Origin of the sequence: Curtobacterium sp. 9128 (genome assembly GCF_007673775.1) — a bacterium.
Classification (GTDB): Bacteria; Actinomycetota; Actinomycetes; order Actinomycetales; family Microbacteriaceae; genus Curtobacterium.
Genome location: NZ_VEAF01000009.1, coordinates 128,308 through 148,530 on the forward strand (window position 1 = coordinate 128,308; position 20,223 = coordinate 148,530).

Annotated in this window: 21 protein-coding genes; 10 read left to right on the forward strand and 11 right to left on the reverse strand. The window is 72.1% G+C overall.

The window, feature by feature from the left end; genetic code table 11:
• Positions 1-42 precede the first annotated feature (42 nt).
• Positions 43-1,290 carry a threonine ammonia-lyase gene (gene ilvA, locus FS641_RS17630; protein ID WP_144766242.1) on the forward strand — a complete coding sequence of 416 codons (1,248 nt, stop codon included), beginning with the start codon at positions 43-45 and terminating at the stop codon, positions 1,288-1,290.
• Between the two features lie 174 nt (positions 1,291-1,464).
• On the opposite strand, the gene greA is transcribed toward ilvA, so the two are convergent.
• Positions 1,465-1,953, reverse strand: coding sequence for a transcription elongation factor GreA (gene greA / locus FS641_RS17635; RefSeq protein WP_144766244.1), 489 nt, complete (start codon positions 1,951-1,953; stop codon positions 1,465-1,467).
• Between the two features lie 75 nt (positions 1,954-2,028).
• Positions 2,029-2,523, reverse strand: coding sequence for a DUF4307 domain-containing protein (locus FS641_RS17640; RefSeq protein WP_186317836.1), 495 nt, complete (start codon positions 2,521-2,523; stop codon positions 2,029-2,031).
• 35 nt (positions 2,524-2,558) lie between these two features.
• On the opposite strand from FS641_RS17640, the gene mca reads away from it, so the two are divergent.
• Positions 2,559-3,449 (forward strand): mycothiol conjugate amidase Mca, encoded by an 891-nt coding sequence (gene mca / locus FS641_RS17645; protein ID WP_144766248.1) that lies wholly within the window; start codon positions 2,559-2,561, stop codon positions 3,447-3,449.
• Positions 3,446-3,736, forward strand: coding sequence for a hypothetical protein (locus tag FS641_RS17650; RefSeq protein WP_144766250.1), 291 nt, complete (start codon positions 3,446-3,448; stop codon positions 3,734-3,736). The genes mca and FS641_RS17650 overlap by 4 nt, the downstream gene beginning before the upstream one ends.
• Before the next feature lie 70 nt (positions 3,737-3,806).
• On the opposite strand, the gene FS641_RS17655 is transcribed toward FS641_RS17650, so the two are convergent.
• Positions 3,807-4,511, reverse strand: coding sequence for a hemolysin III family protein (locus FS641_RS17655; protein ID WP_144766252.1), 705 nt, complete (start codon positions 4,509-4,511; stop codon positions 3,807-3,809).
• Positions 4,512-4,586: 75 nt separating this feature from the next.
• On the opposite strand from FS641_RS17655, the gene FS641_RS17660 reads away from it, so the two are divergent.
• The 3 genes from FS641_RS17660 to FS641_RS17670 all read left to right on the forward strand — a co-directional run bounded on the left by FS641_RS17660 (position 4,587) and on the right by FS641_RS17670 (position 8,216).
• Positions 4,587-5,372 carry an isoprenyl transferase gene (locus FS641_RS17660; protein ID WP_144766254.1) on the forward strand — a complete coding sequence of 262 codons (786 nt, stop codon included), beginning with the start codon at positions 4,587-4,589 and terminating at the stop codon, positions 5,370-5,372.
• Positions 5,373-5,467: 95 nt separating this feature from the next.
• Positions 5,468-6,589: an aminotransferase class V-fold PLP-dependent enzyme gene (locus FS641_RS17665; protein ID WP_144766256.1), complete on the forward strand. Its 1,122-nt coding sequence runs from the start codon at positions 5,468-5,470 to the stop codon at positions 6,587-6,589.
• 253 nt (positions 6,590-6,842) lie between these two features.
• Positions 6,843-8,216, forward strand: a complete 1,374-nt coding sequence (locus FS641_RS17670) for a PhoH family protein (protein ID WP_186317837.1) — start codon at positions 6,843-6,845, stop codon at positions 8,214-8,216.
• Positions 8,217-8,298: 82 nt separating this feature from the next.
• On the opposite strand, the gene FS641_RS17675 is transcribed toward FS641_RS17670, so the two are convergent.
• The 5 genes from FS641_RS17675 to xseA form a co-directional block, all read right to left on the reverse strand.
• A complete protein-coding gene (locus tag FS641_RS17675; RefSeq protein ID WP_144766258.1) occupies positions 8,299-9,729 on the reverse strand; it encodes a class II fumarate hydratase in 1,431 nt (476 codons plus the stop codon).
• A 94-nt stretch (positions 9,730-9,823) separates the two neighbouring features.
• Complete coding sequence (locus FS641_RS17680) at positions 9,824-10,438, reverse strand: carbonic anhydrase (protein ID WP_144766260.1); 615 nt, start codon at positions 10,436-10,438, stop codon at positions 9,824-9,826.
• A gap of 87 nt (positions 10,439-10,525) precedes the next feature.
• Entirely contained in the window at positions 10,526-11,167 is a 642-nt protein-coding gene (locus tag FS641_RS17685) for a DUF4245 domain-containing protein (protein WP_144766262.1), read from the reverse strand.
• Positions 11,164-11,427: an exodeoxyribonuclease VII small subunit gene (locus FS641_RS17690; protein WP_144766264.1), complete on the reverse strand. Its 264-nt coding sequence runs from the start codon at positions 11,425-11,427 to the stop codon at positions 11,164-11,166. Before FS641_RS17690 ends, FS641_RS17685 begins: the two co-directional genes overlap by 4 nt.
• 93 nt (positions 11,428-11,520) lie before the next feature.
• Complete coding sequence (gene xseA / locus FS641_RS17695) at positions 11,521-12,759, reverse strand: exodeoxyribonuclease VII large subunit (protein WP_144766266.1); 1,239 nt, start codon at positions 12,757-12,759, stop codon at positions 11,521-11,523.
• A 282-nt stretch (positions 12,760-13,041) separates the two neighbouring features.
• On the opposite strand from xseA, the gene FS641_RS17700 reads away from it, so the two are divergent.
• Complete coding sequence (locus FS641_RS17700) at positions 13,042-14,061, forward strand: 4-hydroxy-3-methylbut-2-enyl diphosphate reductase (RefSeq protein WP_144766310.1); 1,020 nt, start codon at positions 13,042-13,044, stop codon at positions 14,059-14,061.
• On the forward strand, positions 14,058-14,807 hold the full coding sequence (locus FS641_RS17705) for a DUF6264 family protein (RefSeq protein WP_144766269.1): 750 nt from the start codon (positions 14,058-14,060) through the stop codon (positions 14,805-14,807). The genes FS641_RS17700 and FS641_RS17705 overlap by 4 nt, the downstream gene beginning before the upstream one ends.
• Here the strand turns inward: FS641_RS17705 and FS641_RS17710 are convergent.
• Positions 14,746-15,366, reverse strand: coding sequence for a TetR family transcriptional regulator (locus FS641_RS17710; protein WP_144766271.1), 621 nt, complete (start codon positions 15,364-15,366; stop codon positions 14,746-14,748). The genes FS641_RS17705 and FS641_RS17710 overlap by 62 nt on opposite strands.
• A gap of 94 nt (positions 15,367-15,460) precedes the next feature.
• Between FS641_RS17710 and FS641_RS17715 the strand changes: the two genes are divergently transcribed.
• Entirely contained in the window at positions 15,461-16,585 is a 1,125-nt protein-coding gene (locus tag FS641_RS17715; protein ID WP_144766273.1) for a zinc-binding alcohol dehydrogenase family protein, read from the forward strand.
• 76 nt (positions 16,586-16,661) lie between these two features.
• Here FS641_RS17715 and FS641_RS17720 read toward each other — a convergent pair whose 3' ends face one another.
• Both FS641_RS17720 and fbaA read right to left on the reverse strand, forming a co-directional pair.
• Positions 16,662-17,924, reverse strand: a complete 1,263-nt coding sequence (locus FS641_RS17720) for a M18 family aminopeptidase (protein WP_144766275.1) — start codon at positions 17,922-17,924, stop codon at positions 16,662-16,664.
• A gap of 67 nt (positions 17,925-17,991) precedes the next feature.
• On the reverse strand, positions 17,992-19,020 hold the full coding sequence (fbaA, locus tag FS641_RS17725; RefSeq protein ID WP_144766277.1) for a class II fructose-bisphosphate aldolase: 1,029 nt from the start codon (positions 19,018-19,020) through the stop codon (positions 17,992-17,994).
• Positions 19,021-19,144: 124 nt separating this feature from the next.
• Here fbaA and glpX point away from each other — a divergent pair, with 124 nt between their 5' ends.
• Positions 19,145-20,134: a class II fructose-bisphosphatase gene (glpX, locus tag FS641_RS17730; RefSeq protein ID WP_144766279.1), complete on the forward strand. Its 990-nt coding sequence runs from the start codon at positions 19,145-19,147 to the stop codon at positions 20,132-20,134.
• Positions 20,135-20,223 lie beyond the last annotated feature (89 nt).

Genomic DNA, 20,223 nt, shown 5'->3' on the forward strand with positions numbered 1-20,223 from the left:
ATCGGTTCGCGGGTCGGGCCCCTGACCGACGATGATGGGGGAGTGACCGACACCAGCGCTCCTCCCCAGGCCCCGACGCTCGCCGACATCGAGGCGGCACGGGTGACCATCGCGGGGGTCGCCCGGGTGACGCCCATGGAGACGTCGCAGTTCCTCGCCCAGGTCCTCGGCTCCCCGGTGCACCTGAAGTGCGAGAACCTGCAGCGCACCGGGGCGTACAAGGTCCGCGGCGCGTACAACCGGCTCGCCGCCCTGACCCCGGAGCAGCGCGCGGCGGGCGTCGTCGCCGCGAGCGCCGGCAACCACGCCCAGGGCGTCGCCCTCGCCGCGCGCGAGCTCGGCATCCCGGCGACGATCTTCACGCCGGTCGGGGTGGCGCTGCCGAAGCTGCAGGCGACCCGGCACTACGGCGCCGAGGTGGTCCTCCACGGCCACTCGGTGGAGGAGGCGCTGTCCGCGGCGAAGGACTTCGGTGCCCGGACGGGCGCCGTGTTCATCCCGCCGTTCGACCACCCCGACGTGATCGCCGGGCAGGGGACCCTCGGCCTCGAGATCCTCGACCAGGTACCCGACGTCGACACCGTCGTCGTGCCGATCGGCGGCGGCGGCGTGATCTCCGGCATCGCCATCGCCGTGAAGGGCCTCGCGGAGCGGCTCGGTCGTCCGATCCGCGTGATCGGCGTGCAGGCGGAGAACGCCGCCGCCTACCCGGACTCGCTCGACGCCGGAGAGCCGGTGACGATCCAGACGACGCCGACCATCGCGGACGGCATCGCCGTCGCACGGCCCGGCGAGCTGAACTTCCCGATCATCCGCGACCTGGTCGACGAGGTCGTGACGGTGTCCGACGACGACGTCGCCCGCGCGCTCCTGGTGCTGCTCGAGCGGGCGAAGCTCGTCGTCGAGGCGGCGGGCGCGGTCGGCGTCGCCGCGATCATGGCCGGCTCGGTGCGCGACACCGGGCGGACCGTGGTGCTCCTGAGCGGCGGCAACATCGACCCGCTCATGATGGAGCGGGTGATCACCCGCGGCCTCGTCGCCGCCTCGCGGTACATCGGCATCCGGATCATGCTGCCGGACCGTCCCGGGCAGCTCGCGCGCGTCGCCCAGGTCATCTCCGACGCGGGCGCGAACGTGGTCGAGGTGCTGCACACCCGGCACGGGCAGGGGCTGGTGATCAACGAGGTCGCGCTCGACCTGTCGATCGAGGCCCGCGGTCCCGAGCACGCCGAAGAGGTCATCCAGCGGCTCCACGAGGCGGGGTTCCGCCCGGAGCAGCTCCTGCGCTGACCCCCACGGTCGTGCACGACACCGCGGGGCGGACCCGCGGTGCACGACGCCCGGGGCGGACCCGTCGTGCACGACACCCCGACACGGACACAGCACCGCGGTGTTCCGCGGTGCTGTGTCCGTTCCGGGGGGCTGTGGCGTGCCCGCGTGCGCGTGCCCGCCGTGCGCGTGCGGCTACGGCTCGTAGCGCTCGACCTTCGTCACCTCGACGGCGATCTCCTTGCCGTTCGGCGCCGTGTAGGTCGTCGCATCGCCGGCACGGAGGCCCACGATCGCCGCACCGACCGGGCTGACCGGGCTGTACACGGTGAGGTCCGACCCCTCCGCGACGATCTCGCGGCTGCCGACGAGGAAGGTCGATGGGTCCCCGGCGATCGTGGCCGTGACGACGGTGCCGGGCTCGACGGTGCCGTCGAACTCGGCCTCGCGCACCGTGGCGGTCTTGAGCAGGTTCGTGAGGACGCGGATGCGGGCCTCGATCTTGCCCTGCTCGTCCTTGGCGGCGTGGTAGCCGCCGTTCTCCTTGAGGTCGCCTTCCTCGCGCGCGGCCTCGATGCGGCGGGCGATCTCGGCACGGCCCTCGCCGCTCAGCTCCTCGAGCTCCGCCTTGAGGCGGTCGTACGCCTCCTGCGTGAGCCAGGTGGCCTGCGTGTCGTTGCTCATGTACGTCATTCCCTTCGGCCATGAAAGAACGAGACCGACCGGAGCGGTCGGTCTCGTCAGGCGAATCACGGCAGTCTAGGGAACCCAGCAGGTGTGGATCAAGCCGGTCACGCCACGCGTGGTCGTGTTGACGTCCGTCGTGATCGTCCGGGTGCGCTCGGGGACCGGGGGCAGCGTCACGGTCTTCCAGCCGACGATCGTGTACGACTTGTCGAGCACCTGCACGGTGCACTCGGTCCGCGTCCCCGGGTCGACCGACACCTGCGAGTGCACGACCGCGTGGTGCTCGGACACGATCTCGTACCCGACGTCCTCGGTGTCCAGGCCGTGCGACGTCTGCCCCGGACCCGCCCAGATGACCCACGCGCCGAACACGACCACGATCGCGGCCGCCGCGGCGACGGCGAGCAGGCGCGCGCGACGCTTCCGGCCGGGCGTGCGGCCGTAGCGGTCGTCGAGGGTCGCCGTCGCGGTGGCTCCGGTGGGGGTCGGGTTCAGCTGTTCGGACAGTTCGGGGCTCCCGGGGTGATTATCCTGATCCCAGGGTAGTTCACGTGTGCCGTGCGCCACCCGCGTCCCTGGATCGCCAGCAGTGAGGAACACCTGTGCCGTACCGCCTGATGGCCGTCCACGCGCACCCCGACGACGAGTCGAGCAAGGGCGCGGCCACCGCGGCGAAGTACGTGGCCGAGGGCAACGAGGTCCTCGTGGTCTCCTGCACCGGTGGTGAGGCGGGTGACATCCTCAACGAGCAGCTCGGCGAACCGGCGACGAGCCGTGCCCACCGTGACATGGCCGGGTTCCGCCGCAGCGAGATGGCCGCGGCGCAGGCCGCGCTGGGCATCGACCACGTCTGGCTCGGGTACCACGACTCCGGCCTGCCCGACGCGGAGAAGGGCGAGAGCGTCCGCCCTGGCACGTTCTCGACCGTGCCGCTGGAGTACTCGACCGAGGCGCTCGTGCGCGTGGTCCGCCGGTTCCGCCCGCACGTGCTCGTCACCTACGACGAGAACGGCGGCTACCCGCACCCCGACCACATCCGCACGCACGAGGTCTCGATGGCCGCGTGGCGTGACGCCGGTGACCCGACGAAGTACCCGGACGCCGGGGAACCGTGGGAGATCGCGAAGCTCTACTACGAGCGCACGATGAACCCGCGTCGCTTCCGCACCGTCTTCGAGGCCCTGCAGGAACGCGACCCGGACAGCCCGGCGGTCGAGCAGCTCCGCGAGTGGGTCGAGCGGTTCGCCGACCGTCCGGACCTCGCCACGACGCACGTGGACGTGCACGAGTGGTTCGACGCGCGGGACGCGGCACTCCGCGCCCACGCCAGCCAGGTGCCCCCGGACAGCGCCTTCTTCTACTGGCCGAACGACCTCCTCGCGACGGTGTGGCCGACCGAGGACTACCAGCTCGTCGAGGCACGTGTGCCCACCGACCTGCCGGAGTCCGACCTCTTCGCGGGGATCCCACCGGAACAGGACCTCAACGCGTGATCACCCTCGCGGCAGTGCTCGCCGCCACCCCGAGTCCCAGCCCGACATCGGCCGTCCCCGACGTGGACGTCACGCCGGGCGTGGCCGGGTTCATCGCGATCGCGGCGGTCGCCGTCCTGACGATCCTGCTCATCATCGACATGACCCGGCGCATCCGGCGCACCCGCTACCGTGCGGAGATCCGGGAGCGCCTCGAGGCCGAGGCCCGCGGCGAGACGCCGGACGACCCGGACGACCCGGCCGAGCCGGGCCGTGACGACGTCGGGGACGGCACCGGGCGGCTCTGACGCCGGTCACCGACCGAGCGCACTGGAGGCTCCTGCCGGACCCCGCCACGGGCCTCCAGTCCGGTGTCCGTCAGCGGACCGGGTGCAGGGCCACCAGCAGGATGCCCGCCCACTGCGCCGCGAACGCGGCGACGGTGAGGGCGTGGAAGACCTCGTGGAAGCCGAAGAACGTCGGGGACGGGTTCGGTCGCTTGAAGCCGTACACGAGCGCCCCGACGACGTAGGCGAGGCCGCCGGACAGCACGAGCACGGTCATCGGCACGCTCGCGGCGAAGAGCTGCGGCAGGATCCCGAGCGCCGCGCACCCGAGCGCGAGGTACAGCGGGACGTACAGCCACCGCGGGGCCCCGATCCAGAACACCCGGAAGGCGATGCCGAGGAGCGCGCCGCCCCACATCACCCAGAGCACCCAGACCATCACCTGGTGCGGCAGCGCGCAGACCGCCACGGGCGTGTACGTGCCGGCGATGAGCAGGAAGATGTTCGTGTGGTCGATCCGCTTGAGGACCCGCTTGACCACCGGCCCCCACGGGAAGCGGTGGTAGGTCGCGGAGACGCCGAACATGATCAGTGACGTCGCCATGAACACGGCGCACGCGGCCTTCGCGGCCGGGGTCGCCGCCAGGGTGACGAGCACGATGCCCATCGCGATGGCGAACGGGAACGTGCCCAGGTGGATCCAGCCCCGCCATGCCGGACGTGCCTCGACGGTCGTCGCGGCCTCTTCCGTGAACGGGACGTGGGGGATGGTGTCGGTGTCCCGGGGGTGGTCCATGCCCCGACGATAGGACGGCGCAGCACACCGACGGCTGGGAGTCGGCACCGAGCGACCGTGCACTACAGTCGTTGCGTGACCGGCAGGCTGGGACGGGAAGGACGCGGGATCCTCTACCGCGCCTACCAGCAGCGCATCCGCAGGCAGATCGACGGAGCCCCGACGCCGAAGCACGTCGCGATGATCGTGGACGGCAACCGCCGCTGGGCGAAGCAGCTCGGCCTCGAGACCGCAGCCCACGGACACCGGGCGGGTGCGGCGAAGATCCCCGAGTTCCTGACCTGGTGCGAGGACCTCGACGTCCAGGTGGTGACCCTCTACCTGCTCTCGGCGGACAACCTCAAGGGCCGCGGGGGCGAGGAGCTCGAGGAGCTCATCGCCATCATCGGTGCCCTCGCCGACCGCCTGTCCCGGCAGGGGTCCTGGCGTGTGCAGCACGTCGGGTCGAACGACGGTCTGCCCGACGAACTCGTCCGGGAACTGACGGAGGCCGAGGCCCGCAGCGCGGACAACACCGGGCTGCACATCAACCTGGCGGTCGGGTACGGCGGACGGCGCGAGATCGCGGACGCCATGCGGAGCATCGTCCGGGCGCACGGAGAGGGCGGGGGCACGCTCGACACCCTCGCCGAGGTGCTCACGCCGGAGCTGATCGGCGACCACCTGTACACGCAGGGGCAGCCCGACCCGGACCTGATGATCCGTACATCCGGCGAGCAGCGGTTGTCCGACTTCATGCTGTGGCAGAGCGCGCACAGTGAGTTCTACTTCGTCGAGGCGTTCTACCCGGACCTGCGCGAGGTCGACTTCCTCCGGGCGGTGCGCGACTTCGGGCGCCGCTCGCGGCGCTTCGGGGGCTGAACCGGGTCGATTCCCGCGCTGCGGACCGGTCGATTCCGGCGCTGGCCGCGGTCCCAGTACACTCACAGGGTTCTGTTCCTCTGAAAGGTGCCCCTGTGACCACGATCGACGAGTACGCCGCCGGCTTCGCGGAGGAGCCCGGGTACCTCGACCACGCCGCATTCGGGCCGGTGCAGACCGCCGTGCTCGAGGAGCAGCGCGTCCTCGGGACCATCCAGGAGCACATGCGCTTCGGTGCGATGGAGACGCTCGACGAGCAGGACGCCCGCGTCCGTGCCGTCGCCGCCCGGCTCGTCCGCGTCCGTGCGGACCAGGTCGCCTCGCAGACCGCCACCACCCCGGGCCTGCTGCAGACGGCGTTCGGCCTGACCGGCGGCGTGCTGGTGTCCGCCGACGACTACCCCGCGATGCCGCTCGCACTGGCGAGCGCGGCGTCCTCGACGGGCGGCCGGGTCCGTCCCGTCGTCATCGAGTCCGGCGCCGGCTGGATGACGCCCGAGCTCGTCGCGGCCCGACTGGACTCCGCGCCCGACGACGTCACGGCCGTGGCGGTGTCGCTCGTCGACTGGCGGACCGGGTACCGCGCCGACCTCGCCGCGCTCCGCGACGTCGTCGGGGACCGCCTGCTCATCGTCGACGCCATCCAGGGGTTCGGCGTCGTCGACGCGGCGTACGAGGCCGCCGACGTCGTCGCCACCGGTGGGCAGAAGTGGCTCCACGCCGGCTGGGGGACGGGCTTCGTGTCGTTCACCGACCGTGCGCTCGATCGGCTGCAGCCGGCGCTCTCCGGTCCGCACGGGACGACCGGTTGGCCCGTCGAGGTGCCCTCGGTGCGTCCAGGGGCCGCCGGCTTCAGCATGACGCGGATCGACCCCGTCGCCCAGGCCCGGCTCGCGGTGGCGCTCGAACGGCTGACGGCCGTCGGAGTCGCCGCCGTGGAGGCGCGGGTGGCCGACCGTGTCGAGCGGGTCCTCGCGATCGTCGACGAGTTCGGGATCGAGGTCGAGTCGAGCCGCGACCCCGCCGAACGTGCCGGGATCGTGGTGCTCCGACCTGCCGAGGGCCGCCTCACCGCCCTCGTCGCGGCGCTGCACAACCACGGGGTCACGGCGTCCACCCGGCTGGGGACCGTCCGCGTGTCGGTCTTCGCGTCGACGACGGACGAGACGCTCGACATGTTCCGGGACGCCTGCATCTCCACCGCCACGTCCTTCTGACGCCGGGGCCGCCGCGCTCCTGTCGCCCGGGCTACCGCGCTTCTGTCGCCGGGGGTGCCGCGCGACGCTCAGGTCGCGTTCACGGAACCGTAACCGAGGGATGCGCGTGTCGCTGGCGTCCTGTCGGAGGTCCGACGTAGCTTGGCGGCATCGGGCACCGCGCCCGATCGAAGCGGCCACAGACGGTGCTTCGGGACCAGCTCCGTGGCCGTGTCGAGGACAAGGACCGGGCCGAGCGCGGCCCGGGGATGGAGTGGTCGTGACCTCCCAGAACGTCTCCCACGGAACCTCGTCAGCAGCGTCGACCTCGGCTCCGGCCGCACGGTCGACCGGCACGGACCAGCGCACCTACGTGCTGGACACCTCGGTGCTGCTGAGTGATCCGCGGGCCCTGTTCCGCTTCGACGAGCACGCGGTCGTGCTGCCCGTCGTGGTCATCAGCGAGCTCGAGTCCAAGCGGAACGACCCGGAGATCGGGTACTTCGCCCGGCAGGCACTCCGGATCCTCGACGAACTCCGCATCGAGCACGAGCGCCTCGACTTCCCGGTGGCCGTCGGCGCCGGCGGGTCACTCCGCGTCGAGCTGAACCACTCGAACCAGTCCGTCCTGCCGTCCGGGCTCCAGCTCGGCGACAACGACTCGCGGATCCTGGCGGTCGCGTCGAACCTCGCCGGCGACGGGCTCGACGTCGTGGTGGTGTCGAAGGACCTCCCGCTCCGGGTGAAGGCGGCGTCGATCGGCCTCGCCGCCGAGGAGTACCGCGCCGAACTCGCCGTCGACTCCGGCTACACGGGCATCACCGAGCTCCAGGTGTCCGGCGAGCAGATGTCGGACCTGTACGAGAAGGAGGAGATCCGCTCCGCGCAACTCGACGGCGTCCCGGTCAACACCGGTGTCGTGATCCACTCCGAGCGCGGCTCGGGCCTCGGCCGTGTGCACACCATCGGATCCGTCGCCCTGGTCCGCGGCGACCGCGAGGTCTTCGGGCTCCGTGGCCGGTCCGCCGAGCAGCGTCTGGCGATCGACGCCCTCCTCGACCCGGAGATCGGCATCGTCTCCCTCGGCGGCAGCGCCGGCACGGGCAAGTCCGCGCTCGCGCTCTGCGCCGGGCTCGAGGCCGTGCTCGAACGACAGCAGCACAAGAAGATCATGGTGTTCCGGCCCCTCTACGCCGTGGGCGGTCAGGAGCTCGGGTACCTGCCGGGTGACGCCAACGAGAAGATGAACCCGTGGGCGCAAGCGGTCTTCGACACGCTCGGTGCCCTGGTGTCCGACAACGTCCTCGACGAGGTCGTCGAGCGGGGCATGCTCGAGGTGCTCCCGCTCACCCACATCCGCGGGCGCTCGCTGCACGACGCGTTCGTCATCGTGGACGAGGCCCAGTCGCTCGAGCGCAACGTGCTGCTGACGATGCTCTCGCGCATCGGGCAGAACTCCCGCGTCGTGTTGACCCACGACGTCGCACAGCGGGACAACCTGCGCGTCGGTCGGCACGACGGCGTCGCCTCGGTGATCGAACGGCTCAAGGGGCACCCGCTGTTCGCGCACGTCACGCTGACGCGCTCCGAGCGCTCGGCGATCGCCGCACTGGTGACCGAGATGCTCGACTCGCCCGACCTGGTGTAGCGGAACGGGACCGCCACGACGGACGGGAGGCCCGGTGCCAGCTGGCACCGGGCCTCCCGTCCGTCGTGTGGCGTGCGCGCCGTCAGCTCGGGTGCGTCATGCTCAGCACGTCGAGGGCCTGGTCGAGCTGCTCCTCGGTGACCTCGCCGCGCTCGACGAAGCCGAGTGCCACGACGGCCTCGCGCACCGTGATGCCCTCGGCGACCGCGTGCTTGGCGACCTTCGCGGCGGCTTCGTACCCGATGACGCGGTTGAGCGGCGTGACGATCGACGGCGACGACTCGGCGAACGCGCGGGCGCGGTCGAGGTTCGCCTCCAGCCCGTCGACCGTCTTGTCGGCGAGCACGCGCGAGCTGTTCGCGAGCAGGCGGATGGACTCGAGCAGGGCGGTGCCCATCACCGGGATCGCGACGTTGAGCTCGAACGCGCCGGACGCACCGGCCCAGGCGATCGTCGCGTCGTTGCCGATCACCCGTGCCGCGACCATCAGCGTGGCCTCGGGGATGACGGGGTTCACCTTGCCGGGCATGATCGACGAGCCCGGCTGCAGGTCGGGGATGTGGAGCTCGCCGAGCCCCGTGTTCGGACCCGACCCCATCCACCGCAGGTCGTTGTTGATCTTCGTCAGGCTGACCGCGAGGACCTTGAGCGCTCCGGACGCCTCGACCAGGGCATCGCGCGCGCCCTGGGCCTCGAAGTGGTCGAGTGCCTCGGTGATCGGCAGGCCGGTGTCCTCGGCGAGCTGCGCGATGACCCGCTGCGGGAAGCCCGTCGGCGTGTTGATCCCGGTGCCCACCGCGGTGCCACCGAGCGGGACCTCGGCGACGCGGGGGAGCGTCGCGGTCACGCGCTCGATCCCCAGGCGGATCTGCCGGGCGTACCCGCCGAACTCCTGCCCGAGCGTGACCGGGGTGGCGTCCATCAGGTGGGTCCGACCGGACTTGACGGCGTCGGCCCACAGCGTCGCCTTCGCCTCGAACGCCTCGGCGAGGTGCTCGAGCGATGGCACGAGGGACCGGATCAGGGCGTCCGTCACGGCGACGTGCACCGAGGTCGGGAAGACGTCGTTCGAGGACTGCGAGGCGTTGACGTGGTCGTTCGGGTGCACGGCCGTGCCGGTCCGGGACGCCAGCGTGGCCAGGACCTCGTTCATGTTCATGTTCGACGAGGTCCCGCTGCCGGTCTGGTAGACGTCGACCGGGAACTGGTCGTGGTGCGCTCCCGCGATCACGACGTCCGCCGCACCCACGATGGCGTCGGCGACGGCCTGGTCCACGATGCCGAGCTGTCCGTTGACGATCGCCGCCGCGCGCTTGATCCGCGCGAGGGCGACGATCTGCGCCGACTCGAGGCCGGTCCCGGAGATCGGGAAGTTCTCCACCGCGCGCTGGGTCTGGGCCCGGTACAGCGCCGAGGCGGGCACGCGGACCTCGCCCATGGTGTCGTGTTCGATCCGGAACCCGTCGGTGCTGCCGTCGGTCTCGGTCGGGGTCGTCGCGGTGGTGTCGGTCACGTCGTCGTGGTCCTTCCTGGTGGTGCGCCCGTCGCGGTCGCGGCCGGGTGGTGGTCGTGGCGGGGTCGTGCCGAGGCGGCGGTGCCCGGTGTGGTCAGGCGGCGCCGACGACGGTGTCGATGGACACTTCGCCCGTGGTGAGGTCGTAGGTCGCCCCGACCACGGCCAATCTACCCTCGGCGATCGCGTCGGAGACCGCGCCGGAACGCTCGAGGATCGCCCCGAGCGTCGACTCGAGGTGCGCCGCCCCGATGGCTTCCTGCGGCAGGTCGGCGTCGGTGGCACGGACCCGCTCGACGCTCGGCGCGATCGCGTCGACGAGCGCCTGCAGGTGCGGCGCCGGGACCGGCTCACCGGAGCGTGCGGCGGCGACCGCGCCGCACTTGGTGTGCCGGAGGACGACGACGAGCGGCGTGCCGAGCGCGACGACGGCGAACTCGATCGACCCGAGCACGACGTCGTCGACGATCTGTCCGGCGTTCCGGATCGCGAAGACGTCGCCGATGCCGGCGTCGAACACGTGCTCGAACGGCACGCGGGAGTCGGAGCAGCCCAGGACGGTGGCGAACGGAGCCTGTGAGCCGGCGAGCTCGTTGCGACGGTCGGGGTCGATCCGGCCGGTGCGGCGCTTGTCGGCGGCGAACCGAGCATTGCCCTCGACGAGGAGTCGGAGGGCGTCGGCGGGGGTGCTCGCTGCGCGGTCGGTCATGGGTTCGGCTCCTCGGTGCTGCTTCGGGTTGGTGCCCCGTCGCGCCGGCACGAGGCCCGGGGTGGCGCGGCGGGTGGTGGGACGGTGCTAGCTGGTCGCGAGCTGTTCCGCCACGCCGGAGGCGATCGTGCGGAACGAGGCGTCGTCGGCGGTCCCGGCCAGGACCACGGTGCTCCGGCCGAAGGTGGCGACGAGGGAGTAGGCCTGGTTGCCGGCGTCGCGGCCCTCGTCGCGGCGGTCGTACACGGTCCACTTCGTGCCGCCGATCGACCTGGTGCCGGTCGCGGCGTGCTGGTCGAGCTGGTTCGCGACCCAGGTCGGGTTGGCGTCGATGCCCTGGTGGAGGCCGACGTACTGCTTGTCCGGGGTCAGGAAGCCCACCGTCCAGATACGCACGCCGTCGGCGGTCTTGTCCGTGAAGTCGGCACGGTTCGCGCTGTAGGTGCGGGGCAGTGGCGGGGCTGCGAGGGTGACGCCGGCGACGTCGGCCTGGGACGCGACCTGCCGGTAGTCGACGTCGCGGTCCACCGTGCTCTCCGGGCGGGCGACCACCGCGACCAGGAACAGCACGATGCCGAACGAGGCGATGAGCGCGAGGACGAGGTTGAACGCCGTCTGGTGCTGCCGGCGGGCGCGGCGAGCGGTGTCCTTCCGCGCCCAGGTCTCCTCCGCCGTCTCGGGGCGGCCGAGCTCGGCGACGATCGGCCGGCCGGTGTCCGGATCGGTCATCGGGAGGCCTCGGCAGCGCTGTCGTCGGTCGCGGCGCGCGCGGCGTCGAGCCTTGCACGGGCGCCCACGAGCCACTCCTCGCACCGTGCGGCGAGGGCCTCGCCACGCTCCCAGAGGGACAGCGACCGTTCGAGCGTCGCGGAGCCCTGCTCGAGCTCGGTGACGACGCGCACGAGTTCATCGCGCGCGGCCTCGTAGCTCAGGGACCGGACGTCTGCCTGCCCGGTCGGCGTGGTCGCGGGCTGTTCCTCGGATGACACGCCTCGATTGTACCGAGGCGCACCGACCAGCAGGCCGGGCACTGCGACCGGTGCAGACGCCACCGGAGGCTGCGGTTTGTGGAGGACCGGCGCTCAGCCCTCGCCGTCCGGGCCGGGGCCGTCCGGCTCCAGCGTGCCGGTGGCCGTGCCGGCGCCGAGCGTCACGCGCACGTCGGTGGCGCCGTCGAGGTCGGCCGCCGCCCGCACGACACCGCCGTCCCCGGTCTGGACGATCGCGTACCCGCGCCGCAGGGTGTCCCGCGGTGAGAGCGTCCGGAGCCGCCCGGTCAGGTGGCCGACGTCGGCGTGCGAACGCTCGATGCGGCGGTCGAGGAGCTCGCGGGCGCGGGACAGGTCCCGCGCCACCTCCTCGGCACGGGTGTCGACGAGCCACGCGGTCGACGCCAGTGCCGGGCGCGAACGCAGGGCCGCGATGCGGTCGGCCTCGACCGAGAGCGTGTGGGACAGCCGGAGGCCGAGTCGGGCGCGGGCCTGGCGCACGTTCGCGAGCTCCTCGGCGACGTCGGGGACGACCCGCTTCGCCGCGTCCGTGGGGGTCGACGCCCGGAGGTCCGCCACCTCGTCGAGGATCGGCCGGTCCGCCTCGTGGCCGATGGCCGAGACGATCGGGGTCGTCGCGGCTGCCGCGGCCCGGACGAGTCCCTCGTCGCTGAAGCCGAGGAGGTTCTGGAAGTCGCCGCCGCCGCGGGCGATGACGATGACGTCGACCTCGGGGTCGGCGTCGAGCTCGAGGATGGCGGCGGTCACCTCGGGCACCGCACGTTCACCCTGCACGGCGGTGTGCACCGTGCGGAACTCCACCTGCGGCCAGCGGAGCTGCGCGTTGCGCTTGACGTCCTTCTCGGCATCGGAGTCCTTGCCGGTGACGAGCCCGATCCGGTGCGGCAGGAAGGGCAGACGCTTCTTGCGGGAGACGTCGAACAGGCCCTCCGCGGCGAGGGTCCTGCGCAGGCGTTCGAGTCGTTCCAGGAGGTCCCCGAGGCCGACGTGCTTCATCTCGACGACCTGCATCGTGAGCGAGCCGCCCTTGACCCAGTAGTTCGGCTTGACGGCGGCGACCACCCGGGCGCCCTGCTTCAGGTCCGCCGGCACCCGGGAGCGGACGCTCGACCAGATGGAGAACGACACGGTGGCGTCCACCTCGACGTCCTTGAGCTTGCCGTAGACGTTGCCGCCCGCCACGTTCCACTGCGTGATCTCGCCCTCGACCCACGCGGTGCCGAGGCGGTCGATCCAGTCGCGCAGCTTCGCGCCGAGCAGCGCGACGGGCCACGGGTTGTCGGCCGTCGGGGGTCCCTGTTCGATCGCCATCTGCTCCTCCTGGTGGTGCGGGTCCCATCGTGCCGGAAACCGCCGACGGTACGGGTGTGCGGCGTCCGCCGGACACCGCCGACGGTACGGGTGCGCGGTGTCCGCCACTCCGCCGGACACCGCCGACGGTACGGGTGCGCGGCGTCCGCCGCCCGGCCGGACACCGCCGACACCGGGTTCTCCACCGGCTCGTCCGTACCCAGCCCGCGTCGGTCCCGCTCACCTATCATCGGGGACGTGACGATCACCAACGGCCACTCGGTCCCACTCGCGCCGCCGCGCATGCCCGCGCCGCGCGGCCGGCTGCGGAACGACCCCGTGACCGGCACGAAGAAGGTCCTGCTCGCCGCCCCGCGCGGGTACTGCGCCGGCGTGGACCGTGCGGTCGTCGCCGTCGAGAAGGCCCTCGAGCAGTACGGCGAGCCGGTCTACGTCCGCAAGCAGATCGTCCACAACGTGCACGTCGTGTCGACGCTCGAGCAGCGCGGAGCCGTCTTCGTCGACGACGTCGACGAAGTCCCCCGTGGGTCGCACGTCGTCTTCAGCGCGCACGGCGTGTCCCCGGCCGTGGTGGCCGGCGCCGCCGACCGCGACCTGCACGCCATCGACGCCACCTGCCCGCTCGTCACGAAGGTGCACCGCGAAGCCACCCGCTTCGCCCGTGCCGAGCGCACGATCATCCTCATCGGCCACGCCGGCCACGAAGAGGTCGAGGGGACGATGGGGCACGCCCCGGAACGCACGATCCTCGTGAACGGCCCCGAGGACGTCACCGACCTCGTCGTCGACGACCCCGACAACCTCGTCTGGTTGTCCCAGACCACGCTGAGCGTCGACGAGACGATGGAGACCGTCCGGCGGCTGCGCGAGCGGTTCCCCACGATCGAGGACCCACCCTCGGACGACATCTGCTACGCCACGCAGAACCGCCAGGTCGCGATCAAGAAGGTCGCCCCGCAGGCGGACCTCGTGATCGTCGTCGGCTCGGCGAACTCGTCGAACAGCGTCCGTCTGGTCGAGGTCGCCCTCGAACACGGTGCCCGGGCTGCGCACCGCGTCGACTACGCGGAGGAGATCGAGCAGCAGTGGCTCGACGGCGTCGCGACCGTCGGCGTGACGAGCGGCGCGTCCGTGCCGGAAGAACTGGTGCGCGAGGTCCTCGACCAGCTCGCCGACGCCGGCTACGGCTCCGTCGAAGAGGTCGTCACCGCCCACGAAGACCTGATGTTCTCGCTCCCGAAGGAGCTCCGCACCGACGCGTCGGGCAACCCGACGCGTGCGCTCGGCGGGCGCCGCCGGTGAGCGCGCGTGACTGGTCGTCGGTGCCGTCCCGTGATCGCGGAGCCGACCCCGACCCCGCCGTCCTGGAGGCCCGACCCGCGTCCGCCACGACCGGTGCCGGTGACGCAGACGGTCGGGTCCACGGCCGCCCCGCACCGCAGTACGGCGAGTACGCGCCCGAGGGCTGGGTGAACCCGGTCCTCGTCGAACAGGAGCGGCAGGAGCGCGAGCGGCAGTCGCACGAGGCCGCGGTCGCCGCACGGTCCGCCGCGGCCGTCGGCAGCGACCGCCCCGGCAGCACCCGTGCTGGCACTGCCCGTTCCGGCAGCACCGGCCCCGGGAGCGTCGGCCCCGGTCGCCCGGGCGTCGACGCGTCCACGCCGGCGCTGGCCCGCTTCGGCAGGACACCGGGTGACTTCCTGCTCACCGTGCTGCTGCTGGCGTTCGGACTCGTCTCGGTCGTCCAGTCGCTCGCCGTCGGGACGGTCGCATCGCAGTTCCGTCGGGAGATCGAGCGCCGGTCGACCACGCTCGCCGACCCCGGCGCGCTCACCACGGCCGCGATCGTCAGCGCCGTCGGCGGGATCGTCGTGTTCGTGCTCGTCGTGTGGTGGTCCATCGTCCGGCTCCGTCAGCGCAAGCGGACCGTGTGGGTCCCGCTGCTCGGCGGGGTCGTCGCGTCGGTGGTGACCATGGTCGCGTTCGTCACGGTGCTGATGCAGGACGGTCAGTTCGTGGCGTGGATGATGCAGAACGCGGGCGGCTGACCCCGAGCACGGTCCGCATCCGGTCGACGGCGGCGTCGACGTGCTCGGCCAAGGGGGCGTCTCGTGTGTCGTCGAGCCAGGTCAGGAGTGCGGTCTGGAACACCTCGGCGGTGACCGCCGCGATCGTCTCGGCCGTGACGGGGTCCGCCCCACGGAGGACGAAGCCGTCGCGGACCGCCCGACGCAGGTCCGCCTGCTTGCGGAGGTCACGTTCGAGCAGCGCGGGCTCGGCGTCGATGACCCGTCGCGCCGCCCGGATCTCCGCGCGGCGCGGGTCGAACCGCCGTTCCCCGAGCGTCCGGAGCCCCTCCTGCACGATGACCATCGGTGGGAGGTCGGCCGGGGCCTCGGCGAGCAGGCGCGTGGCGATCGCCGGCACCTCGTCGTCCCCGAAGAAGACCTCGCGTTTGTCGCTGAAGTGCCGGAAGAACGTCCGTCGGGTGAGCCCGGCGCGGTCGACGATGTCGGGCACGGTCGTGGCGGAGAACCCGCGCTCGGCGAAGAGCTCCAGCGCAGCGGTGCGCAGGCGCTCCCGCGCGCCGGGGGTCCATCGAGGCATGACGTCAGCATAGATGATGACACCGGGTGTCGTCAGGGCGTAGTCTGACGACACTGCATGTCATCACGATGGTGGCATCTCACGAAGGGTCACCATGTCCGAGAACTCCGCCGCCGTCCTCCGCGCTCCCCGGTCCGCGCTCGTCGTCGAGGACGCCGACGTCCCCTCGCCCGCCGCGGACGAGGTGGTCGTCCGGGTCGGTGCCGTCGCGGTGAACCCGGTCGACTGGATCATCCAGGGGACCGGCTCCGTGACGTACCGCTGGCTCACGACCCCCGCCGTGCTCGGCTCCGACGTCGCCGGTGAGGTCGTCGCCGTCGGCACCGAGGTCACCCGCTTCGCGGTGGGGGACCGCGTGGTGGGGCTCGCGACGGGCACCGACCGCGGACGGGACAGCCGCCACGAGGGCGCCTTCCAGCAGTACACCGCGCTGCTCGAGCGACTGACCGCGCCGGTCCCGGAGGGCATGTCCGACGAGCGGGCCGCGGTGCTGCCCCTCGCCGTGTCCACCGCCGCGTGCGGCCTGTTCCAGCAGCGACACCTCGGGCTCCGGATGCCGGGTGCCGACGGCGTGCCCGACCCCGCGGCCGGCGGGGTCGTCGTGGTGTGGGGCGGCTCGACGAGCGTCGGAGCGAACGCGGTGCAGCTCGCGCACGCCGCCGGCTACGACGTGGTGAGCACCGCCTCGCCGAAGAACGCGGCGTTCGTGCGGTCGCTCGGAGCCGACGTCGTGGTGGACCACCACGACCGCGGGGCCGTCGACGCCCTGGTCGCCGGCATCGCCGGGCGCCCGGTGGTCGGGGCGATCGCGTTCGGCTCGGGGTCGGCCGACGCGTGCCTGCGCGTCCTCCGACGGACCGGCGGGACGGCCCTCGCGATGGCGAGCACCGCGGTCTCCCTCGACCGGCTCGCCGGTCGCCGGCGGCTGTTCCCGGCGATGCTCCCCGTCTTCACCCGCATCGGGCTCTCCATGGTCGCGCTGACCGTCCGCGCGCGGCTCGCCGGCGTCCGCACGGGCTTCATCTGGGGGAGCAGCCTCCGCGACGACGAGGTCGGGCCGCGCCTCTGGGGTGCGTTCCTGCCGACCGGCCTGGCCGACGGCACGATCCGACCGGTCCCCGAGCCGATGGTCGCCGGTTCCGGGCTCGAGGCGGTGCAGGGTGCGCTCGACCTCCAGCGCCGCGGGGTGTCCGCCCAGAAGGTGGTCGTGACGCTCTGACGGCGGCGGCGGCGCCGTCGGCGACGGCGACGCGGCTGTCCGCGCGTTGCCGACGTCGACAGGCGCCCGCCCGACCTCAGCCGGCCAGGAAGGCGGCGACCGCGCCGTGCAGCGCGGCGAGGTCGTCGACGTGGACGAGCTCCCGCACCGAGTGCATCGAGAGCAGCCCGACCCCGATGTCGACGGTGGGGATGCCGAGGCGGGTCGCCGCGATCGGACCGATCGTCGAACCACCGGGGATCGTGTTGACGTTCACGAACGGCTGGAACGCCACGCCGGCTGCGGTGCAGGCGGCGGCGAAGACGGCCTCGCCCTTCGCCTCGGTCATGTAGCGCTGGTTCGCGCTGATCTTCAGCAGCGGTCCACCGCCCGGTCGCGGCCGGTTGGTCGGGTCGTGCTTCTCCGCGAAGTTCGGGTGCACCAGGTGTCCGGCGTCGCTCGACAGCAGCCACGAGCCGCGGAAAGCCCTCGCCGCCTCCGACCGGGTCGCCCCGAGGCCCTCCTGCACGCGGGCGAGGACGTCCTCGAGGAACGGGCCACCGGCTCCCGACGGGGTCGCGGAACCGACCTCCTCGTGGTCGAACGCCGCGAACACCGGGATGTGGTCCGCATCCGTCGGTGCATCGACGATCCCGCGGAGTCCGGCGTGCACGCTCGTCAGGTTGTCCATCCGGCCGGCGGCCAGGAAGGACCCGTCGATCCCGACCCGCGCCGGCGCCTGCGTGTCGGCGAGGAACAGGTCCCACGACACGGCGGTCTCGCCGACGCGGCCCTGGATCCAGGTCAGGGCGTCGACGCCGCCGGCCTCGGACCCGTCCGTCCCGACGATCGGCAGGGTGTGTCGCTGCCGGTCGATCTCGTTCCCGTTGTTGACACCGCGGTCGAGGTGGATGGCCAGGTTCGGGATCCGTGCGACCGCGCCGGTGTCGACGAGCGTCACGGAGCCGTCCGTGTGCACGACGCGGCCGGCGATCCGGAGGTCGCGGTCGAACCAGGTCGACAGGATCGGGCCGCCGTAGACCTCGACGTTGAGCTGCTCCCAGCCGCCGACCCGCACGGTGGGGTTCGGCTTGACCCGGAACCCGGGGGAGTCGGTGTGTGCGCCGAGGATCCGGAAGGGCGTGGTGGCCGTCGCGTGGGCCGGGGTGCGCCACGCGATGACGGCGCCGTCGCGGACGACCACGTACGCACCCGGTTCTGACGGCCAGGCGTCGCGCTCCGCGAGCTCGGTGAACCCCGCCGCCACCAGGCGGTCGCGGGTCACGGCGGCGGCGTGGAACGCCGTCGGCGAGGCGGAGACGAACTGGGCGAACTCGGAGGCGATGGCGTCGGCGGTCACCCGACCATCGTTGCACGGGAGGCTCGTGGCGGCGCCGCCACGAGCCTCCAGGCGGTGTGCGGTGCGGTCAGCTCTGGCTGTGCCCGGCGGACCCGAGGACCTTCGCGGCCTCGCCGACGCGCGCCGCCATGGCGGTCTCGGCGACCTTGCCCCAGGCGCGCGGGTCGTACTGCTTCTTGTTGCCGACCTCGCCGTCGATCTTCAGGACGCCCTCGTAGCCCGTGAACATCGAGCCGGCGATCGAGCGCGTGAACGCGTACTGCGTGTCCGTGTCGATGTTCATCTTGATGACGCCGTTGCGGACCGCCTCGTGGATCTCGTCGTCGGTCGAGCCGGAGCCGCCGTGGAAGACGAGGTCGAGGGGGTTCTCGCCGGTGCCGTGCTTCGCGGCGATCGCGTCCTGGATCTCGCCGAGCAGTTCCGGGCGGAGCTTGACGTTGCCCGGCTTGTAGACGCCGTGCACGTTACCGAAGGTCAGCGCGGCGATCCAGCGGCCCCGGTCGCCCAGGCCGAGGGCCTCGACGACCTTCTCGACGTCGTTCGGCGTCGTGTAGAGGGCGTCGTTCGTGCCCTCGTGCTGGACGCCGTCCTCCTCGCCACCGACGACGCCGATCTCGACCTCGAGGACGGCGTTGATGTTGCGGGTCTTCTCGATCATGGTGCGCGCGATCTCGATGTTCTCGTCGAGCGGCACGGCCGAGCCGTCCCACATGTGCGACTGGAAGATCGGGTGGCGACCCTGGCGGACCTCTTCCTCGCTCGCCGCGATGAGCGGGAGCACGAAGCCGTCGAGGGCGTCCTTCGGGCAGTGGTCGGTGTGCAGCGCGACCGTGATGGGGTAGTTCTTGGCGACCTCGTGCGCGAACTTCGCCATGGCGAGCGCCCCGGCGGCACGGTTCTTCACCGTGTGGCCGGCGAAGTAGTCGGCGCCGCCCGTCGTGACCTGCAGGATGCCGTCGGAACCGGCCTCGGTCAGGCCCTGCAGGACCGCGTTGATGGTCTGCGACGAGGACACGTTCACCGCGGGGTAGGCGAACTTGCCGGCCTTCGCTCGTTCGAGCATCTCGGCGTACTGTTCCGGCGTTGCGATGGGCACGTGGATCTCCTTCGACTCGGTGGCGTCCGGTCCGATCGTAGTCAGCCACACCGGAGTGTGACCTGGCGTGCACATCCGTCCGCGCGGCGGGGCAGCGGTGTGCGTGCTGGGTAGGCTCGCAGGTGTGACTCCCACGACTGAGACCGGTTCCCTCTTCCTGCAGCCCGACCGCAACCTCGCGCTCGAACTCGTGCGCGCGACGGAGGCCGCCGCGATCCGCGCGCAGCCGTGGATCGGCCGCGGTGAGAAGAACCTCGCCGACGGCGCCGCGGTCGACGCGATGCGCAAGTTCCTCGGCACGGTGAACTTCGACGGTGTGGTCGTCATCGGTGAGGGCGAGAAGGACAACGCCCCGATGCTCTACAACGGTGAGCACGTCGGCAACGGTCACGGTCCCGCGTGCGACATCGCGGTCGACCCGATCGACGGCACTTCGCTGACCGCCGCCGGACGCCAGAACGCCATCTCGGTCATGGCCGTGTCGGACCGCGGCTCGATGTACGACCCGTCCGCGGTGTTCTACATGGACAAGATCGCCGCGGGGCCCGACGGCCGCGGGGTGCTCGACCTGGAGAAGCCGATCGGGGAGAACATCCGCGCGCTCGCCAAGGCGAAGCACAAGGACATCGAGGACATGCAGATCGCCGTCCTCGACCGTCCCCGCCACGACGAGCTCATCCGAGCGATCCGTGCCACCGGAGCCGGGACGCGTCTGCTGCTCGACGGCGACGTCGCCGGTGGCATCTCGGCGGCGCTGCCCGGGTCGAAGATCGACATGTGCGTCGGTGTCGGCGGGACCCCGGAGGGCATCATCACCGCCTGTGCGATCAAGGCGCTCGGCGGTGTGATCCTCGGCAAGCTGCAGCCGAAGGACGCAGAGGAGCGCGAGCGGGCGCTCGCGGCGGGGCACGACCTCGACAAGGTCCTCGACCAGGACGACCTGGTCACCGGCGACAACACCTTCTTCGTCGCGACGGGTGTCACCGACGGTGTCCTCGTGGACGGTGTCCGTCGCTCGCGTGGTGTCATCCACACGGACTCGATCGTGCTCCGGTCGCGCTCGAACACCATCCGGCGCATCCAGGCGGACCACCGCGCCGAGAAGTGGTTCTGATCCGCACGGTCTGACCGGCCGCGGGCCGGCCGCGGGCCGGCTGGCGGCGGCCGCTGCCGCGGTGGCGCCGCCGCCGGCCTCGGCGATCC